Here is a 15,311-nt window from a genome sequence, read left to right on the forward strand (position 1 = left end):
GAAGGGTTATCTCATGGGCTTCACGTCATGGTGGCACTGGGCGATCGTCATCGTCGTGCTGCTGATCCTGTTCGGCTCGAAGAAGCTGCCGGACGCTGCCCGAGGTCTGGGACAGTCGCTGCGCATCTTCAAGAGCGAGGTCAAGGAGATGCAGAAGGACGACGCCGCCGACACCGACGCGGCCGCGCCGACGGATCCGTCGCAGCGCGAGCTTCCCGCAGGTGACTCCACCCAGCCTGCTTCCCAGCCGAACGCCGACGTCAAGAAGTCGGCTTAGGGGCGCGTCGGAGAATCCGAGTGCGCATTCCGATCCCCCCTCGACTCGACCCGCGGCTCCGCAAACGAAAACTCAATCCCGACGGCACGATGTCGTTGGTCGAGCATCTCTATGAGCTGCGCACGCGGATGGTCATCTCGATGCTGGCCATCATCGTCACGACCATCTTCGGTTTCATCTGGTACAGCCATGGGATCCTGGGTCTCCCGTCCCTCGGCGACATGCTGCGCGGTCCGTACTGTGACCTGCCCTCCTCGGCCCGCGCCACGCTGACCGCGGACGACTCCTGCCGTCTGCTCGCGACCGGGCCGTTCGACCAGTTCATGTTGCGGCTCAAGGTCGCACTCACCGCGGGCGTCGTGCTGGCGTGCCCAGTCTGGATCTATCAGATCTGGCAGTTCATCACCCCCGGTCTGCACGACAACGAGCGTCGCAACGGGATCGCGTTCGTCGCCATGGCGACGGTGCTCTTCGTCTCCGGCGCGGTGCTGGCCTACCTGGTCGTCGCGAAGGCGTTCGACTTCCTGTTGACCGTGGGCAACGAGGTCCAGGTCACGGCCCTCGCCGGCGACCAGTACTTCGGGTTCATGCTGAACGTGCTCGTGATCTTCGGTGTGAGTTTCGAACTCCCGCTGCTGATCATCGCGCTCAACGTCGTCGGCATCCTCACCTATGCGCGGCTCAAGAGTTGGCGTCGCGGCCTCATCTTCGCGGTGTTCGTGTTCGCGGCCATCGTCACGCCGGGTCAGGATCCGTTCACGATGCTGGCTCTCGCCGGCGCACTCACCGTGCTGCTCGAGTTCTCGATCCAGTTCGCCCGTCTCTACGACAAGCGGCGCGCACGGAAGACGACGAGCTGGGAAGGCCTCTCCGACGACGAGGCGAGCCCGCTGCCGCCCACTCGTCCCATCACACCCGCCGCACCGATCAAGGTTCCGGCGAACGGTGCCGCGACCACCACCCGGACCTCCACGCGGGCGCGCGAGACTTTCGACGACGTCCTGTGAGCCAACTCGACTCGTTCGCGGCACGGCTCACCTTCCGGCTCGACGACTTCCAGCGCCGCGCCTGCGAAGCTCTCGAAGGCGGTCACGGTGTCCTCGTGTGCGCCCCGACCGGGGCTGGCAAGACGATCGTCGGCGAGTTCGCCGTCCACCTGGCCCTCGCCGGCGGCACCAAGTGCTTCTACACCACGCCGATCAAGGCGCTGAGCAATCAGAAATACGCAGACCTCGTGGCCGTGCACGGCCACGAGTCCGTCGGGCTGCTCACCGGCGACAGTTCGATCAATCCCGACGCCCCCGTCGTCGTGATGACCACCGAGGTCGTCCGCAACATGATCTACGCCGAGTCGCGTGCGCTGGACGGACTCTCACACGTCGTCATGGACGAGGTGCACTTCCTGGCCGACCGATTCCGCGGCGCGGTGTGGGAAGAGGTCATCCTGCACCTCGAGCCGTCCGTGCGGGTGGTCAGCCTGTCGGCGACGGTGAGCAATGCCGAGGAGTTCGGCGACTGGATTCAGACGGTCCGCGGCGACACCTCGGTCATCGTCGACGAACACCGCCCGGTGCCGCTGTCGCAGCACATGCTGGTGGGTCAACGTCTCTTCGATCTCTTCGACCCGGCCGACACCGGACCGGCGCGGAAGGCGGGTTCCCGACCCCGGGTCAATCCCGAGCTGAAGCGACAGATCCGGCATCGGATCCTCGTCGCCGACGACGAGCGGGAGGCCAACCGGGGCCGCGGACGCGGTGGTGGGCACCGACGGCGTGACGGTCGCGGCCCCCAGCTGTCTCGACCGAACCTCGTCACCCGGCTCGACCGCGAGGGTCTGCTCCCGGGTATCGGTTTCATCTTCTCCCGTGCCGGGTGCGACGCGGCCCTCGCCCAATGTCTGCGCTCGGGCATCTCGCTGCTCACACCCGCCCAGGTGGCGGAGGTCGACGAGGTCGTCGACCGTCACCTCACCGAACTCTCGCCCTCCGACCTCGACATCCTCGGGGTGCACGAATGGCGCGAGGGTCTGCGTCGTGGCCTGGCGTCGCACCACGCGGGAATGCTGCCGACCTTCCGGCACACGGTCGAGGAGCTGTTCGTCCGTGGTCTGGTGCGCATGGTGTTCGCCACCGAGACGTTGGCGCTGGGCATCAACATGCCCGCCCGTTCGGTGGTGCTCGAGCGACTGGTGAAGTACAACGGCGAGTCACACGTCGACCTCACCCCGGGGGAGTTCACCCAGCTGACCGGTCGCGCGGGTCGCCGCGGAATCGACGTCGAGGGCCACGCCGTCGTCGTCTGGACGCCCGAGGTGGTGCCCGAGGAGGTCGCGGGTCTCGCCGGGGCCCGTACGTTCCCGCTGCGCAGTTCGTTCTCGCCGGAGTACAACATGGCGGTCAACCTGCTCGGCCGCCTCGGCCTCGACGGCGCCCGCGAGCTGCTGCACCGCTCGTTCGCGCAGTTCCAGGCGGACCGGTCGGTGGTGGGGCAGGCACGCAAACTCCACGAGTCCCAGCGCGCCCTGCGCAAACTCGACGGCGAGCTGGCCCGCGCGGCGCAGGCACGCGGCCTCGAACCCGGTGGCACCCACTCCGACACGGCATCGGACGGTACCGGCTCACTCGACGGCACCGTCGACGACGGCGCGTACGCCGGTTTCCTCGGCTACATCACGCTCCGTGAGGACATCCGCCGACGCGAGCGAGACCTGAAGTACCGCAAGCGTGTCGACACCCACGACGCCATCACCGCCGACCTCGCCGCCCTCAAACGCGGCCACGTCATCGGTGTGCCGGTCGGACGTCACCGAGGTCTGGCCGTCATCATCGAACCGGCGACGCAGGCGCAGGACCCGAAGCCGCTCGTGCTCACCGAGGACGCCTGGTGCGGCCGTGTCGGCACGCGGGACTTCGTCAACCCGCCCGAGGTCCTGGGCAACATGCGCCTGCCGAAGAACGCCGACCGTCGTACCGGACGGGGCCGCCGCGATCTGGCCTCGGCGCTGCGATCGACCGGCATCGAGATGCCGCGCGGCAGGCAGAAGAAGCGCTCCGATGCCGCCGACGACGGCGAACTCGCGCACCTCCGCCGGACGCTTCGGTCTCATCCCGCTCACGAGTTGCCCAGCGGTGACGACCTCTTCCGGCTCGCCGAACGCCGCAACCGGTTGCTGCGCGACATCGTGAGCGCCGAACGGAGCATCGGCGAGCGGACATCCACCCTCGGGGTCACCTTCGACCACATCGTCGGAGTCCTCAGTGAACTGGGTTATCTCGAGCGGGCACCCGAAGCGGAGCAGTCGACCGGGCACACCATGCTCGTGACGGAGTCGGGCAAGTTACTCGGCCGCATCTACAGCGAGAGCGACCTGGTGGTGACCGAGTGCATCCGCGCCGGGGTGTGGGACGACCTCTCACCCGCCGACCTCGCCGCGGTGGTCGCCGCACTCGTCTACGAGAGCCGACGCGACAGTTACAGCGGCGTCGACGTGCTTCCCGGGAACAGCTCCATGCGGACGGCGATGGCCGCGACCGTCGAGATCTGGTCACGCGTCACCGCCGTCGAATCCCGCCATCGTGTGAGCACGACCCGAGAACCCGACACGGGATTCTCCGTCGCCGTCGCGACCTGGGCGTCGGGCCGCACCCTCGGGGAGGCACTTTTGCTCGCCGGCGAGCGCGGGCAGCTGCTGTCGCCGGGTGACTTCGTGCGGTGGAACCGACAGGTCGTCGACCTTCTCGAGCAGATCAGGCTCGGTGTCGGCACCGACACCCGCCTCGGTGCGACGGCGCGTGCGGCAGTGAAGGCGATCCGACGCGGGGTCGTCGCCGCCGAGCTGGGCTGAAGCGCCAACGCACGGCAGTTCGCGTCGTGTCCGCGTTGTCGGTTCACCGGACGACGCCACCCGCGGGCCACGTGCGATGTTGCCTGATACTCGCAGGCCCCTGGGGTAACGTTCATCCCGCATCCGGTGTCGGCGTGATCGACTCCGACGCTGCCGCGACGTCAGTTCGCCGACACCTGCTCCGCGGGTGGACGGCCGAGTGGGAGGGACACATGACCAACCCGTACAACCCCGATCCGTCCCAACCCAATCCGTCCCAGCCCGCCGGTGACCGGTCCGGCGCCGACGGCAAGACCGAGATCGTCAATCTGCCCGGCGGGGCGCCGGGTTCCGGTGGTTCCCCGTCCGGCCCCTCCCAGTCCGAGCAGACCCACGGCGAGCCGGCCCACGCGGATCCGACACGGATGGCACCGAACCCGGGGACCGGTCAGCCGCAGGCGGATCCGTATCAGGCGAACCCGTACCAGCAGAATCCGTATCAGCAGAATCCGTACCAGCAGCCCGGCGCCCAGCCCGCCCAGTCCGCGGCCCAGCCCGCCCAGTCGCAGCCGACCCAGGTCGGATATCCCGGTGCGCAGCCCGGCCAGTACGGACAGCAGGGTCAGTACGGACAGCAGGGCCAGTACGGACAGCCCGGTCAGTACGGACAGCCCGGCGGACAACAGGGCCACCAGGCCGCGCCCGGTTTCGGTGCGCCCGGTCAGCAGGCACCCGGCCAGCCGGGCGCCGACCAATATGGGGCCGGTCAGTACGGGGCACAGAATCAACCCGGCCAGAACCAGTACGGCCAGAATCCGTACGGGCAGAACCAGTACGGGCAGAACCCCTATGGCGGTTCGCCGATGGGCGGTGACCAGTTCAGCGGCATGGCCACCGGCAAGTCCAACAAGACTGCGCGGACGCTGATGTTCGCCGGCGGCGGCGCACTCATCCTGATCGCCGCGATCGTGCTGATCACCGCGTTCCTCGTCCCCGGCTGGGCACCCAAGAACCTCGATCAGCAGGCCGCCCAGGACGGGGTCCAGAAGATCCTGACCGAGGACTATCAGGCCAGCGACGTCAGCAACGTGAAGTGCCCCTCCGGCCAACGGGTCGAGACAGGGGCGTCGTTCACCTGCTCGGTGACGGTCGGCGGTCAGGACCAGCAGGTCAAGGTCACCTTCATCGACGACGACGGACGATACGAGGTCTCGCGACCCAGCTGACGCTCAGCCGGCCTGCGGCCAGGACAGCGCCTTCGCGAGACGACCCACCGATGCGCCGATGCCGAGTTCCTCGACGAGCTCGGCGAGTGCCGCCGGATCGGCGGGCGCAGGCGGGAGGGCGTCGGGGCCGCTGTCGATGGTCTCGGCATCGGTGCGCACCGACACCACGGTCCGGGCCGCCTGGAGGTAATCGGCGGCCGCCAGCAACGCTTTGCGGCTGCGGGTCGGAACGGTGGACGACGGGTCCGCGGCGGCTGCCTCGAGAGCATCGAGACTTCCGAATTCGGTGATGAGCTTGGCGGCGGTCTTCTCGCCGATACCGGCGACACCGGGTAGTCCGTCGGATGGGTCGCCGCGCAGCATCGACATCTCCGCGTAGCCGATGCCGGCGCGTTCGGGAGGCACGCCGTACTTCTCGGCCACCTCGCGGGGGCCCATCATCTCCGCCTTCGCCAATCCGCGGCCGACGTAGAGGACGCGCACGGGGACCGGATCGTCGGCGACCACCTGGAGGAGGTCCCGATCGCCGCTCACCACGATCACCGGATCGTCGGCCTCGTCGTAGGCGAGCGTCCCGATGACGTCGTCGGCCTCGCAGCCCACCGCGCCGGAGGTCGCGATCCCCGCCGCAGCGAGAACCGCCATGATCATGTCGACCTGCGGGGTGAGCGTGTCGGGAACCTCCTCGACGTCGACGGGATCGCCGTCGGCCCCCGTGCCGCCGGCCGGCACCGCCACGCGATGGCCCTTGTACGACGGGATCAGGTCGGTGCGAAAGGCCGGCCGCCAGTCGAGATCGAGGCACACGACCAGCCGTGTCGGATGTTCGCGCTGCACCAGGTTGGCGATGGTGTCGATGAACCCGCGGACCGCGTTCACCGGACGTCCGTCGGGGCTTGTCATCTTCTCCGGCAACGCGAAGAACGACCGGAACCACAGGCTCGCACCGTCGAGCAGCATCAACGAATCCGTCACCCCCACACTCTGTCACCCCGACCGGTCGGGCGTCAGCACCACGTCGACGCTCGCCGGTAGTGTTCGTCGCATGGCATCAGCGACCGGGACATCAGCCACAGCCTCAGGGACAGCCCGTGCGAGCGCACCGCCGCTGTTCGCCGCCGACGTCTACCGGAACCGTATGCGTCGAGCCGCCGAGCTCACCCGCGACGCGGGCCTCGACGCGCTGGTCGTCGCGCCCGGGCCCGACCTCCGCTACCTGGTGGGATCGCGGGCCGAGACATTCGAGCGGCTCACGGCGCTGGTGATCCCGGCCGCGGCTGAGCCGCGGCTGGTCATCGCGCGGCTCGAGGTCCCGTCGCTGGCGATGTCGGCGGTGAAGGATCTCGGCATCGAGGTCGCCGATTGGGTCGACGGTGACGATGCGCACGCATTGGCACTCGAGGGCCTGGCGACCCGTCCGCGGATCGCCGTGTCCGACTCGATGCCGGCACTGCACGTGATCCCGCTCGCCGAACACACCGGCGCCACTCCGCAACTGGCCACCGCCGTACTGCGCGAACTGCGAATGGTCAAGGACGCCGCCGAGATCGACGCCCTTCGCCGGGCGGGTGCGGCCATCGACCGGGTCCACGCACGAATGGGGGACTGGCTGCGGCCCGGCCGGACCGAACGGGAGGTCGCCGCGGACATCTCCCGGGCGATCCTCGACGAGGGGCACACCGAGGCGGCGTTCATCATCGTCGGGTCGGGCCCCAATGGCGCCGACCCGCATCACGAGTTCTCCGACCGGGTCATCGAACGATCCGACATCGTGGTCGTCGACATCGGCGGACCCGTCGAACCCGGATACAACTCCGACTCGACCCGCACCTACTGCTTCGGCGAGCCCCCGGCCGACATCGCCGACGCATATGCGGCACTGCACGAGGCCCAACGGGCCGCCGTCGCCGCCGTACGACCGGGCGTGGCCGCCTCGGCGATCGACGCGGCCGCACGCGACCTGCTGCGGTCCCGAGGTCTCGCCGACCACTTCATCCACCGCACCGGGCACGGAATCGGGCTGTCGGTGCACGAGGAGCCCTACATCGTCGACGGCAACGACGTCCCGCTGCGCGCCGGCATGGCGTTCAGTGTCGAGCCGGGGGTGTACTTCTCCGGTCGGTGGGGTGCCCGCATCGAGGACATCGTGGTGGTGACCGATGACGGCTGCGAGTCACTCAACAATCGTCCCCACCAGTTGGTCCAGTTGTAGGGGGCCGAACAGGTCAGTGGGTCAGCGGGTCAGCCGAGGAGGGACCGCGAACCCAGGACCCGTCCGACGCTGATCTCGATCACGACGCGTCGCGGATTCGGTTTCGGCTGCTTGTAGCGGCGTGCATAGCGCTCTTCGGCCTCGCGCACGCGGTCGGGCTCGCGCCGGACGGTCGCAGTCCCCTCGAGGGTCACCCAGCGCGGCCCGTCGACGTTCGTGACCGCTGCGTAGCCGCCACGCTCGACGTTGCGGACCTTCTGGTTGCCGTCGGAGGTGATCACCCGTGCCAGCCCGGCGTCGGGGTCCCAGGTGAATCCGACCGCGACGGCGTGCGGCGTGCCGTCGGCGCGCAACGTGGTGAGGGTTCCGAGGTGGCGTTCGGTGAGGAACGCCACCGCGTCGGGTCCGACATCGGCAGCGGTACGTGGCATGGTCTCCACGCTAGCGGCGACGGCGGGGCGCAACGGTGCCGGGGCCGATGCGATACTTCTCGCCATGGCGTTGCGCAGCAGAGCGGCTTCAGACCGGGGTTCCGAGGCGGCCGGTTCGCTGGTTCTCTTCGGGGGCCGTAGCGAGATCGGCGTCGCCACCGCAGCCCGGCTCGCGGCGGGGCGAGTGGTGGTCCTCGCTGCTCGACGCCCCGATGACCTGGTCGAACAGACCGAGCGGCTGCTGGCGGCCGGGGCGTCGGCGGTCCACACCGTTGCCTTCGATGCCGACGACGTCGACGGTCACCCCGCACTCGTCGACGACATGATCGAGCGGCACGGTCCGGTCGGGATCGCCATCATCGCCTTCGGCATCCTCGGCGACCAGACCCGCGCCGAGACCGATGTCAGCCACGCCCTGCAGATCGCCCACACCGACTACTACGCCCACATCAGCGTGCTGACACCGCTCGCGGCGGCCCTGCGCGCGCAGCGATTTGGCACCCTCATCGTGTTCTCGTCGGTCGCCGGCATCCGGGTCCGCCGGGCGAACTACGTCTACGGCTCCACCAAGGCCGGACTCGACGGCTTCGCCAGCGGTCTCGCGGATGCGTTGTACGGCAGCGGCGCTCGGCTGTTGCTCGCCCGCCCCGGCTTCGTCGTCGGGGCGATGACGCGCGACCTGATGGCGTCCGGGGTCAAACCCGCCCCGCTGTCGGTGAACGCCGAACAGGTTGCCGACGCCGTCGCACGCGCCTACCGCCGGGGACGCGGCGAGGTGTGGATCCCGTGGGCTCTGCGGCCGCTTTTCGTCGGTATGCGGCTGATGCCGCGCGCGGTGTGGCGGAGACTGCCTCGATGAGTGCCGGATCGCCCGATTTCGTGGTGGTGGGCATCGGCGCCGACGGATGGCGCGGACTCGGTGAGACCGCCCGCGACGAGTTGCGTACGGCGACCGCGATCTACGGTGCCACAAGGCAACTCGACCTGTTGGCCGAGTCCGGTGAGGAGTTGACCGCAGATCTACGGCCGTGGCGATCGCCGATGTCGGCGCACCTCGCCGAACTCGTCGAACAACCAGGCTCGCATGTGGTGCATGTCTTGGCGAGCGGCGACCCGATGTTCCACGGTGTCGGCGCGAGCATCGTGTCGCGCGTGGGTGCCGAACGCGTACGGGTGTACCCGGCGGTCTCGAGTATGAGCCTGGCGTGCGCCCGACTCGGCTGGGACCTCGCGTCGACCCGCGTGGTCAGCACCGTCCGTGCCGATCCGTCGGAGGTGCTGTCGGAGGTGACCGGGGGAGCGCGCGTGGTGGTCCTGAGCCGCGACGAGACGACCCCCGCGTCGATCGCGCGGGTGCTCTCGCAGTCGGGCTTCGGCGCATCGACCTTGACGGTTCTCGAGCAGTTGGGTGGTCCGGGCGAGCAGATCCGGCGCGGTACGGCGGACGCGTGGCCTCACCCGCCCGGCGACCCGCTGAACGTCGTCGCCGTGGACTGCGTGGGTCCCGCACGCACTCGGCTACCCGGTCGCGCGGACGACACCTACGAGCACGACGGCCAGATCACCAAATCCACCATCCGCGCGCTCACCGTCTGCGCGTTGGAACCCGCGGGCGCACAGGTGCTCTGGGATGTCGGATCCGGATCGGGCAGTGTCTCCATCGAGTGGTTGCGCGCCGACGACCGCGGCACGGCCGTCGCATTCGAACGCGACCCCGAGCGGGCCGACAGGTTGACCCGCAACGCAATCCGCCACGGAGTCGGGTCGCGCCTGTCGGTCCGGGGGCCGGCACCGCAGGCGTTGTCCGACGCGCCCCGTCCGCACGCGGTGTTCATCGGCGGCGGGCTCGACGACGAGATCCTCACCCGCGCGTGGGAGGCGCTGCGGCCGTCGGGGCGTCTCGTGGTCAACGCGGTGACCGTGGAGAACCAGACCCTGGTGGCGCGACGCCACCGCGATCACGGCGGCACGATGCGCCGCCTGGCGATCGAGACGGCCGCGCCGCTGGGCACCATGACCACCTGGCGGCCCGCCCTGCCCATCGTGCAGTGGGTCGTCGTGAAACCCCATGTACCCAACGGCCCCGACACCACCATCGAGGACACCGGAGCGGCGCCATGACCGTCTACTTCATCGGGGCCGGCCCCGGGGCACCCGATCTGATTACTCTCCGCGGAGCGCGCGTGCTGGGAGAGTGTGCGACCTGCCTGTATGCGGGATCGCTCGTCCCGACCGAACTGCTGGACCTCTGCCCCGAGGGTGCCGAACTCATCGACACCGCACGAATGCCGTTGTCCGACATCATCGGCCACATCGTGGACGCTCACCGGCGCGGCCACGACGTCGCGCGGCTGCACAGCGGCGACCTCTCCCTCTACTCGGCGATGTCCGAACAGCAGCGCGAACTCGACGCGCGAGGTATCGACCATCAGATCGTGCCCGGTGTGCCGGCGTTCGCGGCCGCGGCGGCGGCACTCGACACCGAGCTGACGGTGCCCGGAATCGGCCAGAGCCTACTCATCACGCGGGTCTCGACCCTGTCCACCGACATGCCCGCCGGGGAGGATCTCGCCACCCTGGCCTCGACCGGGGTGACCCTCGCCCTGCACCTCGCCGCCCATCGCGCCGAGCAGATCGTCGAAGCTCTGTCCCCGCACTACGGCGACGAGTGTCCGACCGCCACAGTTGCTTTCGCGAGTCGCGACGACGAGCTTATCGTCCGTTGTCCGTTGCGTAGACTGCCGGAGACCCTCCATGCGGCCGACATTCGCAGGACGGCAGTGATCTTCGTCGGCCGTGTGCTGGATCCCCGCCGGGCCGAGGCCACCGACAGTTACCTGTACTCGCACGCACGCATGACCAAGCTGCGTGCCGAGGGTGGTGGCACGGCGTGACGGGTGACCCCCGGGCGACCGGACGCGTCCTGATCCTGGGCGGCACCGGCGAGGCGCGGGCTCTGGCATCGGCTCTCGAGGGCACCGGTATCGGGTTCATCAGCTCCCTGGCCGGTCGGGTGAACAATCCGCGTCTGCCGGTAGGCCCGGTCCGGATCGGGGGATTCGGCGGGCCTGACGGGTTACGCGAGTGGTTGCTCGCCAACAGGATTCGCGCGGTTGTCGACGCCACCCATCCGTTCGCCGCCACCATCACCCGCAACGCCGCACGCGCGACCGCGGAGGCGGGTGTCCCGCTGCTGCGTCTGCGCCGCGAACCCTGGAGTCCGGGTGCGGCCGACCGATGGATCCGCGTACCCGATCTCCCCGCCGCGGCGGCCGAGGTCGCTCGCCGGGGAACGCGGGTCCTGCTCACCACCGGCCGCCAGGACGTCGGAGTGTTCGCCGGCATCGACACCGCATGGTTTCTGATCCGGGTCGTCGACGCGCCCACCGCCGCACTGCCCCCGCACCATGCGCTGTTGCGTTCGCGTGGACCCTACGACCACACCTCCGAGACGGCGCTGTTGCGCGACAACGGCATCGATCTACTCGTCACCAAGAACAGCGGCGGTGCGCTGACCGAGGCCAAACTCGCCGCCGCCGCCGATCTCGGGGTTGGCGTCGTCATGGTCGACCGGCCCGCGGAGCCGGACTCGGCCGCGGTGTCCGACGTCCGAGCGGCCCGGGAGTGGCTCGAGCTCCTACTCGACTGAGACCTGTTCGGACGGAACCTGGTCGAGTGGAACCTGGTGGGGCGGGACCTGTTCGGCCGAGTCTCGTCCCGTGTCGCCGGGTGCCGCTCCGGTCGGTGCCGAGTTCTCGCGTCCCGCGTCGTCGACGGGGGTGTGGCTACGGGGCGTGAAGACCAGCGTCCCCGCCGTCCGCGGGACGACCCGTGTCGCCGACGACCCGATGATGATCATCGTGCGCATGTCGACGACGGCGGGGTCGAACTCGGCGACCGTCGTCGTCGTGAGGGATTGCTCCGGCCCGCCGACGTCACGTCCGAGCACGATCACGCGGTCGGCGGAAACCGTCTGCGTCAGGGTGTGTTGAAGGGCGCCGACCTGCCATGTGCGACTGGCCGAGCCGGGGTTGTAGATCGCGATCACCAGATCAGCGGCGAGTGCCGCACGGATCCTGCGGTCGATCACCGACCACGGTTTGAGACGGTCCGAGAGGGAGATGACCGCGAAGTCGTGGCCGAGCGGCGCGCCGACCGCTGCGGCCACGGCGGTCGCCGCGGTCACCCCCGGCACCACCCGCACCGGGACGTCGTGCCAGCGGGGTTGCGCGGCCACTTCGGCGACCGCCGCGGCCATCGCGAACACCCCGGGATCACCTGACGAGACCACCGCGACGCGGGCACCGCGGCGGGCGAGGTCGAGCGCGAACTCCGCCCGTTCGGCCTCCACCCGGTTGTCGCTGGCGTGCACGCGTTGTCCGGGTCGGGGAGTGACCCGTTTGAGGTAGGTCGTGTAACCGACGAGGTCGGTGGCCGTCGCCAGTTCGGTGCGCACCTGCGGGGTGGTCCAGCTGTCGTGCCCGGGGCCGAGACCGACGACGACGACCTCACCGGGCACGGGCTGGGGTTCGAACTTCGGGTTGTTGCGACGGCCGGGCACCACCACGATCGAGAAGTACGGCACCTCGGTGGGATCCACCTCGGCCGCGGGCAGAACCCGCTCGACGGTCGTCGACGCGCGTTCGACGTAGAACGCCTCGTCGAGGCGACCCGCCTCGCGCAGCGCGTCCCGGACCCGCTCGAAGGTGCGGCCCAGTTTCATCACCACGATCGCGTCCGCGGATCGGAACCGGAACAGCAGCTCCGTCGTCGACGCGGTGCCGGGGACGACGGTCAGCGTCTCCTCACCCTCCACCAGGGGCACGCCGGTCGCCGCCGACGCCGCGCTCACCGACGTCACACCGGGAACGATCTGGGCGTCGAAGTGCGGGGACAACCGTTTGTGCATGTGCATGTAGGAGCTGTAGAACAGCGGGTCGCCCTCGGCGAGGAGGACCACATCGCGACCGGCGCGCAGGTGCACCGCGAGCCGTTCCGCGCTCTCGGCGTAGAAGTCGTCCAGCGCTCCCTGATAGCCACCGGGGTGGTCGGTCGTCTCGGTGGTGACCGGGTACATCAGGCGTTCCTCGGTCTGGCCCTCGCGCAGGTACGGTTCGGCGACCGATCGGGCGATGCTGTTGCCATGGCGCGCAGAGTGATACGCGATGACGTCGGCGGTGCTGATCAATCTGGCGGCCTTGACCGTCATCAGCTCGCTGTCGCCTGGGCCCAACCCGATTCCCCACAACTTGCCCGCGGCGGGGCCCGCCGGACGCGCGGCGTCCGGGTGATGCGTTGCACTGGAGGAGTGTTCGGGATTCACGGGGTCGGATCTCATTCCTGCGGGGTGGCGAGCGCGTTGAGGGCCGCGGCGGTGATCGCCGAGCCCCCGCGGCGGCCGGTGACGGTGATGAACTCGAGGTCGTCGCGGTCGGCGAGCGCTGCGCAGGACTCGACGGCACCGACGAAACCGACTGGGGCGCCGACGATTGCGGCCGGCCGCGGAGCCCCGTCGTCGATCATGTCGAGCAGGGCGAACAGCGCGGTCGGGGCGTTTCCGATCGCGACGACCGCCCCCTCGAGGCGGGGTCGCCAGAACTCGAGGGCGGCAGCGGTCCTCGTGGTTCCCATCTGCTCGGCGAGGGACGGCAGTGACGGCTCGGACAGATAGCAGAGCACCTCGCTGTCGGCGGGGAGTCTCTTGCGGGTGACGCCGGAGGCGACCATCGACGCATCGCACAGGATGGGTGCGCCCGCTTCGAGGGCGCCGCGTGCCGCCGCGACGACACCGGGTGTCGCGACCACGTCGCGGGTGAGGTCGGTCTGCCCGCACGCGTGGATCATCCGCACGACGACGGTCGCGACATCGGGGGCGAACGCGGAGAGATCGGATTCGGCGCGGATCGTGGCGAAGGACTGGCGGTAGATCGCAGCGCCGTCGCGCAGGTACTCGGTCATGGTGCTGACGAGCCTAACGGCGCCGCCGTTCGTATCCGCCGTCGGGCGTGGCCTCGACCGACAGATGCGTCGTGGCCGGGGAACCGCAGCCACGTGCGCACCCCACCCAGTGTTCGCGCTCGTCGAGCGGTTCCCCGTCGCGCGCCCGGGCGACGAGGTCGTCACGGACCGGTGCGTGCGCGGAGGCGCAGCCGGGCGCTCCCACGCAGCAGGTCAGGCGGGCCCACGGCGAGGAGGCGTCGAAGATCAGACCCATGGGGGCGAGGACCCGCACGACGGTCTCCGCGACGCCCTCGTCGAGATCACACATCAAGATCTCGCGGTCCGGGGTGAAGATCACCGGCGCCTGCACGGCGGCGATGAACTCGGCCAGGCGCGCAGGCAGCCGTCCCAGCTCGACCACCGAGCCCAGCAGAACCGAGCCGTCGTCCTGGTCGAACCACCCCACGATCGGTTCGGCAGCCGAGGGCTCGGCGATCAGGCCCGGCGAACCGACGACAGGGTCGAGCCCGGCACCCGCGAGCTGGTCGAGATCGTGTCGCTCGGCTGTTCCGAGGTCCTTCACCCGCCACGAGCCCGGCGACACCCGACCGAGGCCGGCGGCCACGGCCATCAGCGCTGCCACGATCGCGTCCACCCCGGACGCCGATCCGACCGCGGCCCCGCCCACGAGGATGTCGGCGGTCAGCGGTGCCTCGCTGCGGACGACGGCGCAGGCGTCGGGGCGACGGGCGACGATGTCGCCGCGGCCGTCGTCGATGCCGAAGAGGAACCGACCGGACAGCGTGGCCGCCGCGGGGTCGGACCGCAGCGCGTCGTCGAGCGCGGCGGCCAGCGGACGGGCGTCGGCGACGCCCCCGATCCGGCCGGTCAGCGGGCTGACCTCGATGTTGCGCACCTTGTCGTGGCTCGCGCTCGGGGCGAGCCCCGCGGCGACGACCGCCTCGGCGACGGCGTCGACATCGGTGATCCCACGCAGTTGCACATTGCCCCGGACCGTCAGTTCGAGGTGACCGTCGGCGTGCGCCGCGACCGCCTGCGCCAGGATCTCCAGTTGATCCGGACGGATACGACCACCCGGGAGCCGGATACGGGCCAGGGCGCCGTCGGCCGCCTCGTGTGTGCTGAACACCCCGGGGCAACGGTCGGCGGCGTCCCGGACTCGCTGGTTCATCCCACCAGCCTACGACCGGCGCCGGCGGTGGCCGTAGGCTGAACGCACCGCGAGCGGGCTGAAGCCGGTGCAATTCCGGCGCGGTCGCGCCACTGTGATCGGGGCCCGGGCATCGACGCCGGGGCAACCGGGAGTCAGACCAGTCCCTCGCACTCCACCGCCTCACGGCACCGACACGCACCGGGCGCGACAACCCGGCGAGGAGACACG

Annotated in this window: 14 protein-coding genes; 9 read left to right on the forward strand and 5 right to left on the reverse strand. The window is 69.9% G+C overall.

What is annotated here, in order from left to right; genetic code table 11:
- Positions 1-13 precede the first annotated feature (13 nt).
- The 4 genes from tatA to ACSUZC_RS11800 all read left to right on the forward strand — a co-directional run bounded on the left by tatA (position 14) and on the right by ACSUZC_RS11800 (position 5,326).
- Positions 14-277, forward strand: a complete 264-nt coding sequence (gene tatA, locus ACSUZC_RS11785) for a Sec-independent protein translocase subunit TatA (RefSeq protein WP_439032939.1) — start codon at positions 14-16, stop codon at positions 275-277.
- 20 nt (positions 278-297) lie between these two features.
- Positions 298-1,284: a twin-arginine translocase subunit TatC gene (tatC, locus tag ACSUZC_RS11790; protein ID WP_439032940.1), complete on the forward strand. Its 987-nt coding sequence runs from the start codon at positions 298-300 to the stop codon at positions 1,282-1,284.
- Positions 1,281-4,121 (forward strand): DEAD/DEAH box helicase, encoded by a 2,841-nt coding sequence (locus tag ACSUZC_RS11795; protein ID WP_439032941.1) that lies wholly within the window; start codon positions 1,281-1,283, stop codon positions 4,119-4,121. Before tatC ends, ACSUZC_RS11795 begins: the two co-directional genes overlap by 4 nt.
- Positions 4,122-4,333: 212 nt before the next feature.
- Positions 4,334-5,326 (forward strand): DUF4333 domain-containing protein, encoded by a 993-nt coding sequence (locus tag ACSUZC_RS11800; protein ID WP_439033101.1) that lies wholly within the window; start codon positions 4,334-4,336, stop codon positions 5,324-5,326.
- Positions 5,327-5,329: 3 nt separating this feature from the next.
- Here ACSUZC_RS11800 and ACSUZC_RS11805 read toward each other — a convergent pair whose 3' ends face one another.
- A complete protein-coding gene (locus tag ACSUZC_RS11805) occupies positions 5,330-6,286 on the reverse strand; it encodes a 5'-3' exonuclease (protein ID WP_439033102.1) in 957 nt (318 codons plus the stop codon).
- Positions 6,287-6,371: 85 nt separating this feature from the next.
- On the opposite strand from ACSUZC_RS11805, the gene ACSUZC_RS11810 reads away from it, so the two are divergent.
- Positions 6,372-7,538 (forward strand): M24 family metallopeptidase, encoded by a 1,167-nt coding sequence (locus tag ACSUZC_RS11810; protein ID WP_439032942.1) that lies wholly within the window; start codon positions 6,372-6,374, stop codon positions 7,536-7,538.
- A 29-nt stretch (positions 7,539-7,567) separates the two neighbouring features.
- On the opposite strand, the gene ACSUZC_RS11815 is transcribed toward ACSUZC_RS11810, so the two are convergent.
- Positions 7,568-7,969, reverse strand: a complete 402-nt coding sequence (locus ACSUZC_RS11815; protein ID WP_439032943.1) for a pyridoxamine 5'-phosphate oxidase family protein — start codon at positions 7,967-7,969, stop codon at positions 7,568-7,570.
- Positions 7,970-8,033: 64 nt separating this feature from the next.
- On the opposite strand from ACSUZC_RS11815, the gene ACSUZC_RS11820 reads away from it, so the two are divergent.
- Genes ACSUZC_RS11820 through ACSUZC_RS11835 form a run of 4 tightly spaced genes read left to right on the forward strand, consistent with a single transcriptional unit; the run spans position 8,034 to position 11,618 of the window.
- Positions 8,034-8,828: an SDR family NAD(P)-dependent oxidoreductase gene (locus ACSUZC_RS11820; protein WP_439033103.1), complete on the forward strand. Its 795-nt coding sequence runs from the start codon at positions 8,034-8,036 to the stop codon at positions 8,826-8,828.
- Complete coding sequence (gene cbiE, locus ACSUZC_RS11825) at positions 8,825-10,090, forward strand: precorrin-6y C5,15-methyltransferase (decarboxylating) subunit CbiE (protein ID WP_439032944.1); 1,266 nt, start codon at positions 8,825-8,827, stop codon at positions 10,088-10,090. Before ACSUZC_RS11820 ends, cbiE begins: the two co-directional genes overlap by 4 nt.
- Positions 10,087-10,863, forward strand: coding sequence for a precorrin-4 C(11)-methyltransferase (gene cobM, locus ACSUZC_RS11830; protein WP_439032945.1), 777 nt, complete (start codon positions 10,087-10,089; stop codon positions 10,861-10,863). Before cbiE ends, cobM begins: the two co-directional genes overlap by 4 nt.
- Positions 10,860-11,618 carry a cobalt-precorrin-6A reductase gene (locus tag ACSUZC_RS11835; RefSeq protein WP_439032946.1) on the forward strand — a complete coding sequence of 253 codons (759 nt, stop codon included), beginning with the start codon at positions 10,860-10,862 and terminating at the stop codon, positions 11,616-11,618. Before cobM ends, ACSUZC_RS11835 begins: the two co-directional genes overlap by 4 nt.
- On the opposite strand, the gene ACSUZC_RS11840 is transcribed toward ACSUZC_RS11835, so the two are convergent.
- The 3 genes from ACSUZC_RS11840 to ACSUZC_RS11850 are packed head-to-tail and all read right to left on the reverse strand — an operon-like array spanning position 11,607 to position 15,101.
- Positions 11,607-13,307: a precorrin-2 C(20)-methyltransferase gene (locus tag ACSUZC_RS11840; RefSeq protein WP_439032947.1), complete on the reverse strand. Its 1,701-nt coding sequence runs from the start codon at positions 13,305-13,307 to the stop codon at positions 11,607-11,609. The two genes, ACSUZC_RS11835 and ACSUZC_RS11840, sit on opposite strands and share 12 nt — an antisense overlap.
- Entirely contained in the window at positions 13,304-13,927 is a 624-nt protein-coding gene (locus ACSUZC_RS11845; RefSeq protein WP_439032948.1) for a precorrin-8X methylmutase, read from the reverse strand. Before ACSUZC_RS11845 ends, ACSUZC_RS11840 begins: the two co-directional genes overlap by 4 nt.
- Before the next feature lie 13 nt (positions 13,928-13,940).
- On the reverse strand, positions 13,941-15,101 hold the full coding sequence (locus ACSUZC_RS11850) for a precorrin-3B synthase (protein WP_439032949.1): 1,161 nt from the start codon (positions 15,099-15,101) through the stop codon (positions 13,941-13,943).
- Positions 15,102-15,311: the final 210 nt, after the last annotated feature.

It is taken from the genome of Gordonia terrae (assembly GCF_051789125.1).
In the GTDB taxonomy this organism is placed as follows: domain Bacteria; phylum Actinomycetota; class Actinomycetes; order Mycobacteriales; family Mycobacteriaceae; genus Gordonia; species Gordonia terrae_A.